This window comes from Rhodococcus sp. 21391, assembly GCF_016772255.1.
Classification (GTDB): Bacteria; Actinomycetota; Actinomycetes; order Mycobacteriales; family Mycobacteriaceae; genus Rhodococcus_F; species Rhodococcus_F opacus.
On sequence record NZ_CP063781.1, the window covers coordinates 849,281 to 866,726 of the forward strand.

The window sequence follows — 17,446 nt, forward strand, 5'->3', positions numbered from 1 at the left end:
AGGTGTATTCGTGGGGCGAACATTAAGCGGCCGTTGTTGCGTCTGAATGTCTGTCGGTGACGTGTTCGTGACGCGAATTACGGTTACGTGAACAAGCGCTCACAGAGCCCCCGGCGTGGCCGGATGCTGCTGCCGCTGCGGCCAATGTCACACCGGTTCAGTCGGATTGAACCGATGTGACAAAGGACGAGTCAGCGGATCAGGTACGGGGAGACCGAACTCTGGTGCTCGCTGATGTCGAGTTGCTTGCCGAGCGGCGGGAACGCGCGCTGCGGGCAGTTGACGCGCTCGCACACCCGGCAGCCGGCGCCGATGGGGGTGCCCGGGTTGGAATCGTCGAGGTCGAGACCGTCGCCGTAGACGAGGCGGTGGGCGTGCCGGATCTCGCAGCCGAGCCCGATCGCGAAGATCTTGGCGGGCTGGCCGTAGCGCTGGGCGCGACGTTCGACGGTGCGGGCGATCCACAGGTACCGGCGGCCGTCCGGCATCTGCGCGATCTGGTTCATGATCTTGCCGGGGTACGCGAACGTCTCGTACACGTTCCACAGCGGGCACGTGCCACCGCTGGTGGAGAAGTGGAACCCGGTGGCGGACTGCCGCTTCGACATGTTCCCGGCCCGGTCGACGCGGACGAACATGAACGGAACACCGCGCAGCTTCGGACGCTGCAGCGTCGAGAGACGGTGACAGATCGTCTCGTAGCTCACCGAGTAGAACGCGGAGAGCCGCTCGATGTCGTACCGGAAATCCTCGGCCACGTCGTGGAACTGGCCGTACGGCAGCACCGTGGCCGCAGCGAAGTAGTTGGCCAGCCCGAGCCGGGCGAGCGCAACGGACTCGTCGCTCGTGAAGCCGCCCTCCGCCACCAGCTTGTCGAGCAGGTCGCCGTATTCGAGGAACGCCAGCTCGGTCGCGAACTTGAACACCTGCTGGCCGCCCGACAGGTGCGGCGAGATCTCCAGCAGCCGGGATTCGGGGTCGTACCGGTGCAGGACGTTCTCGCCCAGGTCGATGCGCTTGACGATCTGCACGTCGTGCACGGTCTGCAACCTGCGGGCGATCTCACCGCCGACGTCGCCGCGGTGGAATCGCATGCGCGCGGTCAGTTCCTCCGCCGCCGTGTCCAGTTCGTGCAGATAGTTCTGCCGCTGATAGAAGTAGTCGCGGACCTCTTCGTGCGGCATCGTGATCGAGCCGCTACCGCTGCCGTCGCTGTAGCGGTCCTCCGTGGCGAGAGCCAGCTGCGCGGTGGTGTTGCGGAAGCGGCGGTGCATGTTGACCATCGCCTTCGCCAGACCCGGATGCGACGCCACCATCTCGGCGATCTCCTGGGCGTCCGCGTCGATGCCCATCTCCTGATCCAGCGCCACCTCGCGCATCTCCGCGATGAGGCGCGTGTCGTCCTGGGAGGAGAAGAACGTGGTGTCGACGCCGAACACCTCGCTGATCCGCAGCAGCACCGGCACCGTCAGCGGCCGCACGTCGTGCTCGATCTGATTGAGGTAGCTGGCAGAGATCTCCAGCGTCTTCGCCAGCGCCGCCTGGCTCAGTCCACGCTCGGTTCGGAGCTGACGCAACCGGGTGCCGACGAAGGTCTTGGACATACGGCAATGGTACCGGCGCAGGTCAGATGTGCGAACGGATCCTTCGCAAGATTTACTCGCGGGTCGGAACGCGATGACGCGGGGCGAACGTACCTCTGGGCGCACTGGAGGCGCTGAAAGGTACATTCGCCCGTGCTCAGGCCTTGTTCTCCGAGCGCGGCGCGCCGACACCCGGGTCGATCTGGAACGGACCCGACGCGGACGGTGCGACGGGGAAGTCGAACATCGCCGTCGGCAGGTACACCGTCGAGCAGGAGTTCGGGATGTCCACCACCCCCGACAGCCGGCCCTCGATCGGTGCGGCGCCGAGCAGGAGGTAGGCCTGCTCGGGGCTGTACCCGAACTTGGTGAGGTAGTCGATCGCGTGGAGACAGGCCCGCTGATACGACAGGTGCGAGTCGAGGTACTTCTGTTCCCCGTCGAGGGTGACGGACGTTCCGGAGAACGCGAGCCACTCCGAGTACTGCGGGTCCGTGTTGCCGGGCATGAAGATCGCGTTCTCGGACACGCCGTACGTGTCCATGCCGCCCTTGATGATGTCGACGCGCAGGTCGATGAAGCCACCCATCTCGATGGCGCCGCAGAACGTGATTTCGCCGTCGCCCTGGGAGAAGTGCAGATCGCCGACGGACAGGTTCGCGCCGTCGACGAACACCGGGTAGAAGACGCGGCTGCCCTTGGTGAGGTTCTTGATGTCCTGGTTGCCGCCGTTCTCGCGTGGGGGCGCGGTGCGGGCAGCCTCGCCGGCGACGCGGTCGAAGTCGGCGCCCGCCAGGGACCCGAGGACGGCGTCCTGCGGTTCGGGCGGCAGGGCGAGTGGGGGAACCCGGCCCGGGTCGGTGGCGATGAGCGCGCCCTCCCTCGCGTTCCACTTCGACAGGAGGGCGGCCGACGGCGCGGTGCCCATCAGTCCGGGGTGGACGATGCCGGTGAACGAGACGTGCGGGACGTGCCGCGACGTGGCGGTCTGACCGGAAAAATCCCAGACGGCCTTGTAGGCGTCGGGGAACTGCTCGGTGAGGAATCCGCCGCCGTTGTGGCGGGAGAAGATCCCGGTGTACCCCCATCCCTGGCCTGCCAGCGGGCCGGAATCCTCCTGGGGGATCGGTCCGACGTCCAGGATGTCGACGATCAGCAGGTCGCCGGGCTTCGCGCCCTCCACGGCGAACGGTCCGGACAGTGTGTGAACCGTGGTGAGGGGCGCGTTCAGGATGTCGTCGGCGGAGTCGTCGTTGTGGATGGCGCCGTCGAACCATTCGCGGCAGTGCACGCGGAAGGAGTCGCCCGGTTTCACCGTGACTGCGGCCGGGATGTCCGGGTGCCAGCGGTTGTGGCCGACGATCGCCTGATCGGTGAACTTCTTCGAGGAATCGAGCGGAAACAGCAGTTCGGGCATGGGCGCTCCTTCGGTGACCGGTCAGGGACGAGGAAGTCGGCGGTGCAGCGGGTTGTTCGTGACGGGTGAACGCCCGGCCGTGGTCCGGGGCGGCGGACCGGTGACGACGTCCGGTTCGTGAGCCGACCTCTTCGTGCTGTCGAGGAGGTTCATCGCGGACGACGACCCGTGTCCGAGCCGCGGCGAGGAGACGCGCCGGACGGCGTCGCGGTCGCATCGGGGGCAGCGGGTGGTGCCGGGTGCGTCGGCCATGGGGAACGACCGCTCGAACGGGCCGCGGTCGGCGGCGCATCGGAATTCGTACAGCGGCATCTGGTGCCCTTCGCCGGAGGAGACCATTCGAGGTCACGGTAACCGACCTGATTGGTGATTGCAGTCACAACGGGCGCGTCGAGGGGTATGCGGCGGCGGGAAGGCGAGGGGCACAGGGGCGGAACTATCTGTGTACGACGAGTTGCGTGCATTTGGTTCACCACCTGCGGCTTTTTGCTACTGGCGAGTATTTTTCCTCTCCGATCGGGCAGGTATGGCGCCGAACTTTCTTAGCGGTCTTTGCAAGGAGCTGTGAAAAGCTAGCCAAGATTGGCAGTAGCAACAGGTAGACGGCACTTTTTGCTTGTGTCACTCTGGGTAAGTACATACGAAGGGCCTGGCAAGGATGTGAAGCAGTACATCCGTACCGGACCAGCAGATCGAAGAGAGTGGAGTCTTGATGTCGACCACCGGCACCCCGAAGACCGCAGCTGAAATCCAGCAGGATTGGGACACCAACCCGCGCTGGAAGGGAGTAACCCGCAACTACACGGCGGAGCAGGTCGCCAAGCTCCAGGGCACCGTTGTCGAAGAGCAGACCCTCGCACGCCGTGGTTCCGAGATCCTCTGGGACCTCGTGAACAACGAGGACTACATCAACTCGCTGGGCGCGCTGACCGGTAACCAGGCCGTTCAGCAGGTCCGTGCAGGCCTCAAGGCCATCTACCTGTCCGGCTGGCAGGTCGCCGGTGACGCGAACCTGTCCGGACACACCTACCCCGACCAGAGCCTCTACCCGGCCAACTCGGTCCCGCAGGTCGTGCGCCGCATCAACAACGCCCTGCTGCGCGCCGACGAGATCGCCAAGGTCGAGGGCGACACCTCCGTCGACAACTGGCTCGCCCCGATCGTCGCCGACGGCGAAGCAGGCTTCGGTGGCGCGCTCAACGTCTACGAGCTGCAGAAGGCCATGATCGCGGCCGGCGTCGCCGGTTCGCACTGGGAAGACCAGCTCGCGTCGGAGAAGAAGTGCGGCCACCTCGGTGGCAAGGTCCTCATCCCCACGCAGCAGCACATCCGCACCCTGACCTCGGCTCGCCTCGCGGCCGACGTCGCGGACGTTCCCACCGTGGTCATCGCCCGCACCGATGCCGAGGCCGCGACCCTCATCACGTCCGACGTCGACGAGCGCGACCAGCAGTTCCTGGACGGCACCCGCACCGCCGAGGGCTTCTTCGGTGTCAAGAACGGCATCGAGCCCTGCATCGCTCGCGCCAAGGCCTACGCCCCGTACGCCGACCTCATCTGGATGGAGACCGGCGTGCCGGACCTCGAGGTCGCCAAGAAGTTCGCCGAGTCCGTTCGCAGCGAGTTCCCGGACCAGCTGCTCGCTTACAACTGCTCGCCGTCCTTCAACTGGAAGGCGCACCTGGACGACTCGACCATCGCGAAGTTCCAGAAGGAGCTCGGCGCGATGGGCTTCAAGTTCCAGTTCATCACCCTGGCCGGCTTCCACTCGCTCAACTACGGCATGTTCGACTTGGCCCACGGCTACGCCCGCGAGGGCATGACCGCCTTCGTCGACCTGCAGGAGCGCGAGTTCAAGGCCGCCGAGGAGCGTGGCTTCACCGCCATCAAGCACCAGCGTGAGGTCGGTGCCGGCTACTTCGACAGCATCGCCACCACGGTCGACCCCAACACCTCGACGGCTGCTCTGAAGGGATCCACCGAAGAGGGTCAGTTCCACTGAGCCTTGTCCTCCAAGGCTTCGACCGATCACGGTTTCACCTGATCAACCCGACCCCGGGGAGGGGCCTGTAACCGGGCCCCTCCCCGGGCGACGACTCCACTAGACGAAAAAGGAGCTGACGTGACCAGCGAAAAGATTCAGCGCGTCGGCGTGATCGGCGCCGGGATCATGGGTGCCGGAATCGCTGAGGTGTGTGCTCGCGCGCACGTCGACGTTCTGGTGTTCGAGCAGACCCGCGAGCTTGCGGCGGCGGGGCGTTCGCGCATCCTCCGTTCGCTCGACCGCGGAGTGAGCAGCGGCAAGATCACCGAGCGGGAACGTGAGCAGGCCGCCTGGCGGCTGCGGTTCACCTCCGATCTCGGTGATTTCGCGGACCGACAGCTCGTCGTGGAGGCCGTCGTCGAGGACGAGAAGGTGAAGAGCGAAATCTTCACCGAACTCGACCAGGTCGTGACGGATCCGAACGCCGTACTGGCGTCCAACACGTCGTCGATCCCGATCATGAAGCTGGGCATCGCCACGAAGTCCCCGGAACGGGTCATCGGGATGCACTTCTTCAACCCCGTTCCGGTGCTTCCCCTCGTCGAGTTGGTGACCACGCTCAAGACGAGCAGATCGGTGTCCGAGCGGGCCGAGGCCTTCGCCAGCGATGTGCTGGGCAAGCAGGTCGTCCGTTCCGCGGACCGTTCCGGATTCGTCGTCAACGCCCTCCTGGTGCCCTACCTGCTCTCCGCAATCCGCATGGTGGAGTCCGGGTTCGCCACCAAGGAAGACATCGACAAGGCAACGGTTCTCGGCCTCGCACACCCGATGGGTCCGCTCGCGCTGACCGACCTGGTGGGCCTGGACACGGTCAAGTCCATCGCCGACTCCATGTACGAAGAGTTCAAGGAGCCCCTGTACTCGGCGCCGCCGCTGCTGCTTCGCATGGTCGAGGCCGGGTTGGTCGGCAAGAAGTCCGGAGCGGGCTTCTACGAGTACGGCGACAACGGTCGTGCCAGCAAGAAGGCCAGCTAGTAGGTAGGTAGGCGACTACACCTGTGCGCCTTTCACGACCACTGGCGGTTGTGAGAGGCGCACAGGTGCATCGAGCCCAGAGGCATACTCAGCCACTGGACTGAGTCCAGAAAGGTCGACCGCATGTCCAGCACCGCAGCATACGGATCCAGCATCCTGGGGTATCCCCGCATCGGACCTCGCCGCGAACTCAAGCGTGCCCTCGAGTCCTACTGGCACGGCACGAGCACGAAGGAAGAACTCGTCGCCGTCGCCCGGGACCTTCAGGAGGAGACGTGGAGCGAACTCGCCGCGACCGGTCTGACCCAGGTCCCGGGCAACACGTTCTCCTACTACGACCACGTACTCGACAACGCGCTGCTGTTCGGTGCCGTGCCCGAGCGGTTCGAGCCGCTCGAGAGTCAGCTCGATCCGCTGGACTTCTACTTCACGCTGGCCCGCGGCCGGCCGGACTTCCCGCCGCTCGAGCTGGTGCGGTTCTTCGGCACCAACTACCACTACCGTCAGCCCGAACTGGACGAGAACACCGAGTTCTCGCTGCGGTCCGAGACCGTGATGGACGAGTTCGAGCGGGCGAAGGCGCGCGGGATCGAACTACGTCCCGTCATCCTCGGCCCGGTGTCGCTGCTCCTGTTGTCGAAGGTCGGTCCGACGTCGAAGCGGCACGGCTTCTCGACCCTCGACCTGCTGGACAAGGTGCTGCCGGAGTACGAGCGGCTGTTCGAGCAGCTCGCGAAGGCGGGCGCCACGTGCGTCCAGCTGGACGAGCCGTCGTTCACCGAGGACCGCACACCGGAAGAACTGGCCGCGCTGGCCAAGGCGTACGAGAAGCTGTCGCACGCACCGCTGCGGCCCCGCATCCTCGTCACCGGTCCCTACGGGCATCTCGGGGAGGCGCTCGCCATCCTCGCCTCTACCAAGGTGGAGGCCCTGGGCCTCGATCTCGTCAGTCACCGGCTCAGCGCCGACGAGCTGGCGAAGATCCCGGGCATGAAGCGCAAGCGCATCTACGCCGGTGTGGTCGACGGCCGCAACGTGTGGCGCGTCGACCGGTACAACACGCTGACGTACCTGAACACGCTGAAGGACGTCGTGCCGGATCTCGTGGTGTCGACGTCGACGTCGTTGCTGCACGTGCCGTACGACGTGTTGTCCGAGTACGACATCCCGGGTGATGTCGCGGACCGGCTCGCGTTCGCGAAGCAGAAGGTCGGCGAGGTGGTCTCGCTGGCGAAGGCGCTCACCGAGGGGCCGTCCGACAAGTGGCGCAAGCGTCCCACGTCGGTGCACTTCAAGCTCAAGCACGCGGTGCGAGCACGGGTCAATGCGATCAAGCCGGGCGACCGCTTCCGGGTTCCGTACGAGGAGCGGCGGGTCGCCCAGCAGGAGCGACTGAACCTGCCGCTGGTCCCGGCGACGACGCTGGGCTCGTTTCCGCAGACGGACGCGATCCGCCAGGCCCGGTACGAGCTGGGTGAGGGACGCCTCGAGTGGGAGGAGTACTACAAGCGGATCCAGGCCGAGATCGAAAGCACGATCCGGTTGCAGGAAGACATCGGTCTCGACGTCTTCGTGCACGGTGAGCACGAACGCAACGACATGGTGCAGTACTTCGCGGAGCTTCTCGAAGGGTATGCCTTCACCCACAACGGGTGGGTGCAGGCTTACGGCTCGCGGTGTACACGTCCGCCGATCCTCTACGGGGACGTGTCGCGGCCGAAGCCGATGACCGTCGAGTGGATTTCGTACGCGCAGTCGCTGACGGACAAGCCGGTCAAGGGCATGCTCACGGGTCCGGTGACGATGATCGCGCGGTCGTTCGTCCGCCAGGATCAGCCGCTGTACGAGACGGCAGACCAGTTGGCGCTGGTGATCCGTGACGAAATCGCCGACCTCGAGGCGGCGGGTATCGCGATCATCCAGGTCGACGAGCCGGCGATCCGGGAATTGCTGCCGTTGCGCGAGAACGGCCGCGAGGCGTATCTCGAGTGGGCGGTCGACGCATTCCGTCTCGCGACGGGCGGGGCGAAGCCGGAGACGCAGATCCACACGCATATCACGTACACGAGCCGGGCGTCGGTGGTCGACGCCATCGAACGGCTCGATGCGGACGTGACCGCGATCGTGGCGACGCGCTCCATCACGTGGGTGCTCGATGCCATCAAGGAGCGCGCGCTGACCCACGGTGTCGGTCCGGGTGTGTACGAGAGCCGATCGGCCCGGATCCCGGACATCGACGAGTTGGACGAACTGCTCACGGAGGCGAGCGAGTCGATCTCACTCGAGCGGTTGTGGGCCAACCCGGACGGCGGACTGAAGACGCGGCACTACTGGCAGCTCGAGCCCTCGCTGCGCAATATGGTGGCGGCCGCGAAGCGTCTCCGCAGACGGGCCGAGAAGGAAGAATCCGAGGCCTGATTTCGCAGGCGTGTTCGGGGTCACCGCCTCAGCGGTGGCCCCGAACGTGCCTTTCGCCGGGCAAATATGTTGACGTGTAGGCCGCCACGAGTGTGGGCCAGCACGCGACGGCGCCTACGACCGCGTGGTCGGCAGCACGTGCGGTACCGATTCGTGATCGACACGGCAACGATCTGACCTACGCATCACCGAGTTGATCTCGCAGTGACGCCAGTGTCTTCGCCAGCAACCGGGACACGTGCATCTGCGAGATGCCGACTCGGTCGGCGATCTGGGTCTGTGTCATGTTGCCGAAGAACCGCAGCATGAGGACGGTCCGCTCCCGTTCGGGGAGAGATTGGAGCAGGGGGCGCAGGGTTTCGTGGTTCTCGACGTCGTCCATCGCGGCGTCGTAGTCGCCGAGTGTCTCCACCATCGACAGCTCGCCGGTCCGGTCCGACGACGTGTTGTCGACGGAGACGGTCTGATACGCGTTGCCGGCGAGGAGCCCCTGCGCCACCTCCTCCTGTTCGAGGTCCAGGTGTTCGGCGAGTTCGCTGACGGTGGGGGCGTGACCGAGGCTCTGGGACAGTTCGGCGACGGCCTGGCTGAGCGCGAGGTGCAGTTCCTTCATCCGGCGGGGTACTCGCACGGCCCACCCGGTGTCGCGGAAGTGCCGTCGTACCTCGCCCATGATGGTGGGGACGGCGAACGATACGAAGTCGGATCCCCGCTCCACGTCGAACCGGTCGACCGAGTTGACCAGTCCGAGGCGCGCGACCTGAACCAGATCGTCGTGCGCCTCGCCGCGGCCGTCGAAGCGTCGCGCGATGTGTTCGGCGAGCGGGAGACAGCGCGTCACGACGGCGTCCCGCAGTCTGCGGCGCCGGGGATCGTCCTCGTCGAGGGCTGCCATCTGTTCGAAGAGTGCTGTGACGTCCTGATACTCGTCCGGCCAACGGGCCGTGTGCCCCCCACTGTGAGTATGGGACGTCACAGACTCAGGCCGTTCTTCACCTTGGTGAATTCCATGGTGGTCACGAAACCCGCGGTAGCGGGGTCGGGTTCCTGTTTCAGATCGACCGAATCGGTGAGGGCGTTGAGTACGTGCCAGGCGAACGAACGCTCGCCGAGGGAGCCGACCGACGTGGTGGTGCTCGATACGTCGACTCGCAGGGTGTTGTCGAGATATTGCAGCCGGCACACCAGGAGCGCGTCCGGTGTCGCGCGGACGATCAGCTGGGTACAGATCTCGTCCATGGCCAGTTTGATGTCGGCGATGGAGTCGAGGTCGAAATCTTCGTGGATGGCAACGGTTGCTGCCAGGGCGCGCAGTACGGAGAGCTGATCGGGCGTTGCTCGAACGCGCAGTTCGACGACGGGATGTGTGTGATCCTGGTCGGGTTCGATTGTCTTGGCGATGGCCATGAGACCTCCGGGTCGGGCGTACCGTGCTGTCGGCGGGCGGTGGGTCGGCTCGCGCTGCTGAGAAGTCAGGGTAGCGATCCGGCGACACCGCAGGTGGAATACCGCAGAACAGGACCGATCAAACCAGTCCGATCAGTACGTTTGCCCGAGTAATGTTGGCGGCACGATCAGCGTTCCTGAGGCCCTCGGCAGGGTCATGGTGGTCACGGGAGACGAGTGGGATGCCTGACGAGATTCACCTGCACACGTTGACGAGTGCTGTCGAGGCTGTGCACGCCGACGCGGTCGCCGTGTCGCTCGACTCGGTGCTCGAGTTGCTCGAGCCGGAGGACGAGACCGACGTCGCGCTGCACACGCTGTGCCGTCGGGTAGTCCAGACGTTCCCGGGTGCGGCGATGGCCGGGATCACCGTTGTCCGGGCGACGGGTCCCGTCACGGTGGCCGCGACCTCGGACGAGCTCGCGGCACTCGAGGAGTTGCAGTACCGCCTCGGTGAGGGCCCTGCGCTCGACGCCGTACGCTCCGGCGAGACCGTGCGGGCCGACCGTGCCGCCGCGCACGAGAGGTGGCCGGCGTATGCCGCGAGTTCCGAACCGGCCGGCGTCCACAGCTATCTGTCCGTACCCCTGCCCGTCGCGGAGCAGTCCGCCGCGCTGAATCTGTACGGACTGCTGCCGCACGCCTTCCACCGGATGGACGAGTCGGCGCTGGAGCTGTACGTCGAGGCGGCTGCGGTCGCGGTGCGTAATGCCCGGCGGTACAGCGAGGCGAGAAACCTGATCGAGCAACTTCGTATCGCCCTCCGGTCCCGCGCCGTCATCGATCAGGCGAAGGGAATCGTGATGGCGTTGCGGGGTCTCGACGCCGAGACCGCGTTCGACGTCCTCGTCACGCGTTCGCAGCGGGAGAACGTCAAACTGCGCGTGGTCGCAGAACGTGTCGTCGCGGCTGTTTCGGCGCGTACAACCGTGCATAACGGTTTGTAATCGCTCACCAGGGCAAATGAGAGCTCGAGTATCTGTTATTTCCTTGTGACACATCACAGGCGGGAGTAGTCTCGAACCGAGGTTGAACACACAGCCGATGTCGGGAAGCGCTGCGGTAGCAGACGGTGTCATGTGTCCGAGGTCGGGTCTGTCTGCAGGTGCTCCGCTTCCCCACTCAATGTTCGAGATGGGGTGAGCCATGTCTGTTGGTCCAGGGGTCCCAGAACCTGAAATGGCGTGTTCGGGCACGGAGTTCGGTACCACGTACAAGCCGAGGGTAACGCTCTCGGCTGTCGGTTCCGCTCCGACACGCTGTGCGAGCGCGGAATTCACTTCCGAGCGACTCGGGTCCGGGGTGATGTTGGTAGGGGTACGAGGCGAGATCGACCTGTTCAGTGCACCGGGGTTCCGCGACTACGTGTGCACGCGGATCTCGCCGGAGGGGCAGTTCATCCTCGACATGTCGCAGGTGGATTTCATCGGAACCGCGGGTCTGTCGGTGCTCGACACCGTCCACACGACGAACGTCCGGGACGGGCGGACGTGGGCGATGATCTGCGGCCGTCCCGTATATCGGCTGCTCAGAGCGGCGGGCCAGGAGTCGAGCTACCCCTGCTTCGCTTCCGTGGACAGTGCCCTCGGGGCCTGGCACGGCCGAACGGCCTGACCGTCCGAACCGGCGCCCGACTTTCAGTGGGCGCCGGTTCGACTCGTGCGCGGAGGGGCCGACACGCAGCGGCCGTAGGCGCGGAGAGTGTCGGTGGCGACCCGGTCCCACGAGTAGCGGGCGCGGGCGCGATCGCAGCCCGCCATGCCGTATCCCGTGCGCAGGGCGTCGTCGTCGAAGATCTGTCGCAGGGCCTCGGCCAGGCGGACCGGGTTGCGCGGTGAGATGAGCCGTCCGGTGATGCCGTCGACCACCGTGTCCCGCATCCCGCCGACGGCGGACGCCACCACCGGGGTGCCGCAGGCCATCGCCTCGAGCGGAACCATGCCGAACGGCTCGTACCACGGGGTGCACACGACGGCATCCGCCGAGCGCAGCAGCGAGGGCATGGCGTTTCTCGGCACGCGCCCGACGATCCGTACCCGGTTGCGCACCTTCGCCTCACGGGCCAGTGTCAACAGTCGCGACGCTTCCGGGTCGTCGGCGACGTCGTCGGCGGCCGGACCGCCCGCGATGACGAGTTCGGTGTCGGGGAAGTGGGAGAGTGCCTCGATCGCGGTGTCGAAGCCCTTGCTCGGCGCCAGCCGGCCGACCATGACGAGGCGATGCCGTTTACCCTTCTCGTCGGCTCGGCCGTCGGGCGTGAACTCGGCGACGTCGACGCCGGACGGAACCACGGACGTACGCGAGCGCGGCAGGCCGAGGTGGGAGAGTTCGAAGACCTCGTCCGTACACGTCGCTACCACCCGGGTGGCGCCGCGGGCGATCAACTGTTCCAAGTGAATTCGGTTGTGAGTGCTCGACGAATCCGCTCGCTCGAACCTCTGCTCGACCACCCCGAGCGCATGGAATGTCTGGACCACCGGAATGCCGAGCGTGCGGGCGGCGAGTTGCGTCGCGATCCCGGACATCCAGTAGTGGGCGTGGACGATGTCGGGCCGTTCGGATTCCCATTCGGTCTTGAGGAAGCTGCCGAATGCCCCCATCAGCGGCAGGATCTCGGCCTCGGACATCCGCCGCGCCGGCCCGACCGGCACGTGCACGACGGTGTACCCGCCCAGGGTGGTGACCCGCTCCGGGGCGTCCTCGCTGTCCGCCCGGGTATAGACGGTGACGTCGTGACCCTCTCGTGTGAGGGCTGCCGACAGTTCGGCGAGGTGAATGCTCTGCCCCCCGACGTCGGCGCCGTCCGAGACGTCGAGAGGACTGGCGTTGGCCGAGACCATCGAAATCCTCAATCGTCTCGAGGTGCCGACGGCTGCCGTTCTCATCGGTTGCCCGCCGCACACGGGAGGTCTGGGTTCGCGATGAATGGCCGTCATGCCACGGGGATTCCCGAACTTCGGGTTTGTAAACCGACCGGCTAGCACTCTGTCACAGGACAGGTTGCACCAGCCGGCCGGTATTGCGTTCTAATACCAACGCCGCCTGCCGCCGACCGCACGTCCGGTGGCGCCGAGAATCCACAGGATCGCGCCGATCACCAGGAGGATGATGCCGATGGTCCACAGCCAGGTGAGGCCGGTGAGCCATCCGATCAGGAGCAAGATCAGTCCGAGCACGATCATGGCGTTCCTCGATTCTTCATCCCACCGGGGTGATGAGAGTGTCCGGTCCCGGACCCTCCCGCACCCCGTCGACTCCTGCGCCCATTGCGTAGGTCAGATGCCCGCCGAGCGCGCCGCCGATGCCGATCGCGAGAAGTCCCGCGGTGCTCGTGACGACAGCGCGTGCGTCCGATCCGTGCCTGCGGCGAAGGTAGGACGCGAGCATGGCCGTGATGCCGATGGCGTTGGCCTCGGCGTGGATCAGGCCGACGCGGCGCTGACGCGTATCGCGTTCGGCCCAGTCCGCCCAGCCGGTCACCAACGTCGGGGGAGTGGCGAGCAGTCCCAGGCCGATCAGTCTGCGTGCGCCGACGTGATCGCGGAATGCCAGATCGAAGACGGTCGCGCCGACCCACGCCCCGATGGGAAGGCTGACGAGAACGGGATGGACGGGGTGCCCGAGCCAGGATCCGCGCAACACCGGGCCCGCGCCGGACGAACCGAGCACCCCCTGGATCCGCTGTTGCAGGAACCGGCTGCCGCCGTCGAGGAACCCGGCGGATTCCGCCTTCCGGAACAGGCTCTCGAGGTTCATGCCTTGCGATTACCCAGGGCGGCGCGAAGAAAACCGGCCCACCTTGTCGTCGATGCAGGTCGGGCGTAGCGTCGGGACCACGTTCTCGAAGGTGAGGTGAGTGCCGTGAAACTCAATCTCTTCGCTGCTTGGGTCAGCTTCGCTCTCGTGTTGTTCTCGGTGGTCTGTCTCGGCGGGTTCCTCGTCGCCGCCGGCTCGGGGCAGGGCGGCTGGGCGGTGATCTCCGGATCTCTGTGCGTCGTCGCGCTGGCCGGAGCGATGGCGCTGTACGGCGGAACCGTGCGTCACGATCACAGGCTGCACCACGAAACGCCGCACCTCTTCTGACGGCGGCATGTCCGGGAGGCCTCAGGATTCCGCGAGCCTCCGCTTCTCCGCTTCGATGTCGAAAGTCGCGGCCGGCCAGTCGAGGTCGAGCTTCTCCAGGGCGCCGATCAGCAGCTCGGTGACCGCGATCCGGCTGTACCACTTGCGGTCGCACGGAACCACGTACCACGGCGCGTAATCAGTCGACGTCTCGTCGAGCATCGCCTGATACGCGTCCTGGTATGCGGGCCACAGCCTGCGCTCGTCGACGTCCGACGGGTTGTACTTCCAGTACTTGTCCCGGCGTTCCACCCGTTCGAGCAGCCGCGCCTTCTGCTCGTCGAGTGACACGAACATCGCGACCTTCACCAGCGTCGTGCCGCCGGCGACGAGTTCCTTCTCGAATTGGTTGATCTCGTCGTAGCGGCCGCTCCAGACTTCCTCGGGCACGAGATCGTGAACCCGGACCACCAGCACGTCCTCGTAGTGCGACCGGTCGAAAACACCGAGTTGTCCGCCGCGGGGCAGGGCCTTGTCGATCCGCCACAGAAAGTGGTGGCGCTTCTCCTCGGGAGTGGGTACGCCGAACGACGCGTGATCCACGCCCTGCGGATCCACGTGCCCGACGACGTGGCGGACCATTCCACCTTTACCCGCGGTGTCCATGCCTTGCAGCACGAGCAGCACCGACCGGTGGTCGCCGGATCGTCCGTTGGCGTAGAGCTTCTCCTGGAGCGACGACAGTACTGCCCCGCGTTCCTCCAGCAGCGCGACCCCGTCCGACTTGTCGCCGACGAATCCGGGTGTGCTCCCGCAATCGAGTTCGGCGATCGGCTGACCTGGGCGCGACCGCAGGGCCTCGATCGCCGACATTTTCCACAATCCGCGTGCCTTGTCTGCCATGTGCAAACAGTGCCACAGGAGCGTTACATGGAGTTGTGAGCGGCGAGGTGCATCGGTGTCGCGTCCTGGTGATCGGGACGGGTTTTTCCGGTCTGGGCACGGCCATTCAGCTGCGCAAGCGGGGGCGCGACGACTTCATTCTGCTGGAGAAGGCGCGGGAGGTCGGTGGCACCTGGCGGGAGAACACGTACCCCGGTTGCGCGTGTGACGTGCCCTCGCATCTGTACTCGTTCTCGTTCGAGCCGAACTCGGACTGGACCCGGATGTGGTCGGGTCAGGAGGAGATCTTCGACTATCTGCGCGGTCTGGCCGACAAGTACGACCTGCGGCGCAACATTCATTTCGGCCGCACGATGACAGGCGGGTACTGGGACGCCGAACGGCAACGGTGGCACGTCCACACCGAGTCGGGCGACGAGTACGTCGCCCAGTTCGTCGTGTCCGGGATCGGCGCCCTCCACATCCCGAACGTCCCGCATCTGCCCGGCGCCGACACGTTCGAGGGCACGGTGTTCCACTCGGCGGAGTGGAACCACGACTACGACCTGCGGGGCAAGAAGGTCGCGGTGATCGGCACGGGCGCCAGCGCCGTCCAGTTCGTTCCCGAGATCGTGGGCGACGTCGCCGAGTTGCAGTTGTATCAGCGGACGCCGCCCTGGGTGATACCGGGCTTGAACTTCGGCATTCCGCCGCAGGCGCGGCGCCTGTTCGGCCGGGTCCCGTTGGCCCGTCGAATGGTGCGTGCCGCGGTCTACTGGACCTACGAATCGCTCGCGCTCGGGTTCAACGGGCACTCCCGCCTGATGCGGCCGATCGAGAGCGCGGCACGGAAGAACCTGAACAGGACCGTCACCGATCCCGAACTGCGCCGGAAGCTGACCCCGTCCTATCGCATCGGTTGCAAGCGGATCCTGGGGTCGGACGTGTACTATCCGGCGCTGATCTCACCGAAGACGGTCGTGCTCGCCGAGGGCATCGCGGAGGTGCGCCCGCACAGCATCGTCGCGGGCGACGGGGCGGAGCGGGTGGTGGACGCGATCATCTACGCCACCGGATTCCATGTCACCGACGGCTTCGACAATGTCGAGCTCACCGGGGTCGAGGGCCGGCGCCTCGCCGACGAATGGGAGGAGCACGGGATCCGCACCTACCTCGGTATCACCGTCGCGGGTTACCCCAACGCGTTCTTCCTCTTCGGACCCAACACCGGGCTCGGTCACAATTCGGTGGTCTTCATGATCGAGTCGCAGATTCGTTATGCACTGGAACTGATGGATCTCGTCGACCGGCGCGGCGCCGATTCCGCGGCCGTCCGGCCCGCGGTGCAGAGCCGCTTCAACACCGACATCCAACGGAAACTGGCGAAGGGGGTGTGGTCCACCGGCGGGTGCGTGAGCTGGTACCTGGACTCGCACGGCGTCAACCGCACCATCTGGCCGGGTTCGACCGTGCGCTACTGGCGCCGGACGCGGTCGGTCGAACCGGCGGACTTCGAGTTCACACCCGGCTGAACGGCGGGGGCGTCACTCCGTCGACGAGATGGCTTCCCCAGAGGTCCACCCCGGTGATCCGGGCGGTGGCCGTGCCTGCCGGGCTGGTGATCTGCAGTTCCGTGCCCGCGGACAGGTCGGCATCCGGGCCGAGGGCGTCCGTCAGGGTGCGGACGCGGCCGTGCCAGACGTACCGACCGCTGATGGGTTCGAAGTTTCCCGCCAACTGGACCTGCACGGTCACGGCGGGACGGTCGCCGACGACGACGTCGGCGGAGCCGCGGTAGCCCTCTTCTTCTTCCTCGTGTTCGTTCACACAGGCAAGTTTACCTGTAACTGCTAGTTACACAAGAAACGGTCGGGCGCCTAGTCGGCCTCGGCCGCAGGCGGCAGCAACGGGTGCGGGATCGCGTTGAATCGCGCGGGCGAGCCGTTGACCGCAGCGATACCGGTGACGCCACCCCAGGTCATCATCGTGAGGTAGTTGATCAGATCCTCGACCGACATGGACCGGTTGGAGATCCACCAGTGCGTCGCCAACTGCACACCACCGACGATTCCGTACGCCCAGGGGACGGCGCCGCCGGAGTCCATCTCCATCTGCCGCAGCCGCTCGCCGAGAACGGTGGAGAGCACCTCCGCGATCATCCGTTCCGAGTCGGCGACCGTCTCGCGGCCGGGGCCGGAGCCGTTGGCCATGATGTACAGGTAGACGTCGGGATCCGACGCCACCGTCTCGACGTACGCCGTGATGGTGGCGCGGGTCAGCTCGAAGTCGTCGAGGTCGCCGCCGATGGCCTCGTAGATCCGCGGGGCGAGTGTGGTCTCCACGTAACGCGCCATGGTCGCGTTCGTCAGATCGCTCTTGTCTGCGAAATAGCGGTACAGCACCGTCTTGGAGACACCGATCTCGGATGCGATCTCGTCCATGCCGATGTCGCGTCCACGCAAGCGGATGGCGGCGATCGTTCCGTCGACGAGTTCTTCTCGGCGCGCGATCTTGTGCTCACGCCAGCGGCGCTTGCGCCCATCGGGCTTTGCCGCCTTGTCCAGCTTCGTCATCGACTCGGTCACCTGCTCAGGATCCTTCACGTCGTCGTTCGCCACT

Annotated in this window: 18 protein-coding genes; 7 read left to right on the top strand and 11 right to left on the bottom strand. The window is 66.0% G+C overall.

Annotation, left to right across the window (positions count from 1 at the left end):
- Positions 1-191: 191 nt before the first annotated feature.
- The 3 genes from ramB to GO592_RS03955 all read right to left on the bottom strand — a co-directional run bounded on the left by ramB (position 192) and on the right by GO592_RS03955 (position 3,339).
- Positions 192-1,604 (bottom strand): acetate metabolism transcriptional regulator RamB, encoded by a 1,413-nt coding sequence (gene ramB / locus GO592_RS03945; protein WP_007301354.1) that lies wholly within the window; start codon positions 1,602-1,604, stop codon positions 192-194.
- A gap of 136 nt (positions 1,605-1,740) precedes the next feature.
- The gene (gene fmdA, locus GO592_RS03950; protein WP_007301355.1) at positions 1,741-3,000 is read right to left on the bottom strand and encodes a formamidase; all 1,260 of its coding nucleotides are present in this window, start codon (positions 2,998-3,000) and stop codon (positions 1,741-1,743) included.
- Between the two features lie 21 nt (positions 3,001-3,021).
- Complete coding sequence (locus GO592_RS03955) at positions 3,022-3,339, bottom strand: FmdB family zinc ribbon protein (RefSeq protein WP_007301356.1); 318 nt, start codon at positions 3,337-3,339, stop codon at positions 3,022-3,024.
- 373 nt (positions 3,340-3,712) lie between these two features.
- Between GO592_RS03955 and aceA the strand changes: the two genes are divergently transcribed.
- The 3 genes from aceA to metE all read left to right on the top strand — a co-directional run bounded on the left by aceA (position 3,713) and on the right by metE (position 8,437).
- Positions 3,713-5,002, top strand: a complete 1,290-nt coding sequence (aceA, locus tag GO592_RS03960) for an isocitrate lyase (RefSeq protein ID WP_005261078.1) — start codon at positions 3,713-3,715, stop codon at positions 5,000-5,002.
- Between the two features lie 120 nt (positions 5,003-5,122).
- Positions 5,123-6,019 (top strand): 3-hydroxybutyryl-CoA dehydrogenase, encoded by an 897-nt coding sequence (locus GO592_RS03965; protein WP_007301357.1) that lies wholly within the window; start codon positions 5,123-5,125, stop codon positions 6,017-6,019.
- A gap of 123 nt (positions 6,020-6,142) precedes the next feature.
- Entirely contained in the window at positions 6,143-8,437 is a 2,295-nt protein-coding gene (metE, locus tag GO592_RS03970) for a 5-methyltetrahydropteroyltriglutamate--homocysteine S-methyltransferase (protein WP_005261076.1), read from the top strand.
- 178 nt (positions 8,438-8,615) lie between these two features.
- Here metE and GO592_RS03975 read toward each other — a convergent pair whose 3' ends face one another.
- Positions 8,616-9,413, bottom strand: coding sequence for a SigB/SigF/SigG family RNA polymerase sigma factor (locus tag GO592_RS03975; protein WP_005261075.1), 798 nt, complete (start codon positions 9,411-9,413; stop codon positions 8,616-8,618).
- A complete protein-coding gene (locus tag GO592_RS03980; protein WP_005261074.1) occupies positions 9,410-9,844 on the bottom strand; it encodes an ATP-binding protein in 435 nt (144 codons plus the stop codon). Before GO592_RS03980 ends, GO592_RS03975 begins: the two co-directional genes overlap by 4 nt.
- A gap of 221 nt (positions 9,845-10,065) precedes the next feature.
- Here GO592_RS03980 and GO592_RS03985 point away from each other — a divergent pair, with 221 nt between their 5' ends.
- Together GO592_RS03985 and GO592_RS03990 are read left to right on the top strand one after the other, a co-directional pair.
- Positions 10,066-10,830 (top strand): GAF and ANTAR domain-containing protein, encoded by a 765-nt coding sequence (locus GO592_RS03985; RefSeq protein ID WP_007301358.1) that lies wholly within the window; start codon positions 10,066-10,068, stop codon positions 10,828-10,830.
- 358 nt (positions 10,831-11,188) lie between these two features.
- On the top strand, positions 11,189-11,497 hold the full coding sequence (locus GO592_RS03990; protein WP_231137685.1) for an STAS domain-containing protein: 309 nt from the start codon (positions 11,189-11,191) through the stop codon (positions 11,495-11,497).
- Positions 11,498-11,520: 23 nt separating this feature from the next.
- On the opposite strand, the gene GO592_RS03995 is transcribed toward GO592_RS03990, so the two are convergent.
- The 3 genes from GO592_RS03995 to GO592_RS04005 form a co-directional block, all read right to left on the bottom strand.
- Entirely contained in the window at positions 11,521-12,735 is a 1,215-nt protein-coding gene (locus GO592_RS03995; protein WP_039953064.1) for a glycosyltransferase, read from the bottom strand.
- Positions 12,736-12,909: 174 nt separating this feature from the next.
- Positions 12,910-13,065 (bottom strand): DUF6131 family protein, encoded by a 156-nt coding sequence (locus GO592_RS04000; protein WP_005251863.1) that lies wholly within the window; start codon positions 13,063-13,065, stop codon positions 12,910-12,912.
- A 16-nt stretch (positions 13,066-13,081) separates the two neighbouring features.
- Positions 13,082-13,639 carry a DUF2231 domain-containing protein gene (locus tag GO592_RS04005; protein WP_007301359.1) on the bottom strand — a complete coding sequence of 186 codons (558 nt, stop codon included), beginning with the start codon at positions 13,637-13,639 and terminating at the stop codon, positions 13,082-13,084.
- 96 nt (positions 13,640-13,735) lie between these two features.
- On the opposite strand from GO592_RS04005, the gene GO592_RS04010 reads away from it, so the two are divergent.
- Positions 13,736-13,966, top strand: a complete 231-nt coding sequence (locus tag GO592_RS04010; protein ID WP_005261069.1) for a hypothetical protein — start codon at positions 13,736-13,738, stop codon at positions 13,964-13,966.
- Between the two features lie 21 nt (positions 13,967-13,987).
- Here the strand turns inward: GO592_RS04010 and GO592_RS04015 are convergent, their stop codons facing one another.
- Complete coding sequence (locus GO592_RS04015; RefSeq protein ID WP_039953065.1) at positions 13,988-14,848, bottom strand: polyphosphate kinase 2 family protein; 861 nt, start codon at positions 14,846-14,848, stop codon at positions 13,988-13,990.
- A 35-nt stretch (positions 14,849-14,883) separates the two neighbouring features.
- On the opposite strand from GO592_RS04015, the gene GO592_RS04020 reads away from it, so the two are divergent.
- Positions 14,884-16,359: a flavin-containing monooxygenase gene (locus GO592_RS04020; protein WP_007301362.1), complete on the top strand. Its 1,476-nt coding sequence runs from the start codon at positions 14,884-14,886 to the stop codon at positions 16,357-16,359.
- On the opposite strand, the gene GO592_RS04025 is transcribed toward GO592_RS04020, so the two are convergent.
- Entirely contained in the window at positions 16,346-16,654 is a 309-nt protein-coding gene (locus GO592_RS04025) for a DUF4873 domain-containing protein (RefSeq protein ID WP_007301363.1), read from the bottom strand. The genes GO592_RS04020 and GO592_RS04025 overlap by 14 nt on opposite strands.
- A 50-nt stretch (positions 16,655-16,704) precedes the next feature.
- A complete protein-coding gene (locus GO592_RS04030) occupies positions 16,705-17,445 on the bottom strand; it encodes a TetR/AcrR family transcriptional regulator (RefSeq protein WP_005261065.1) in 741 nt (246 codons plus the stop codon).
- Position 17,446: the final 1 nt, after the last annotated feature.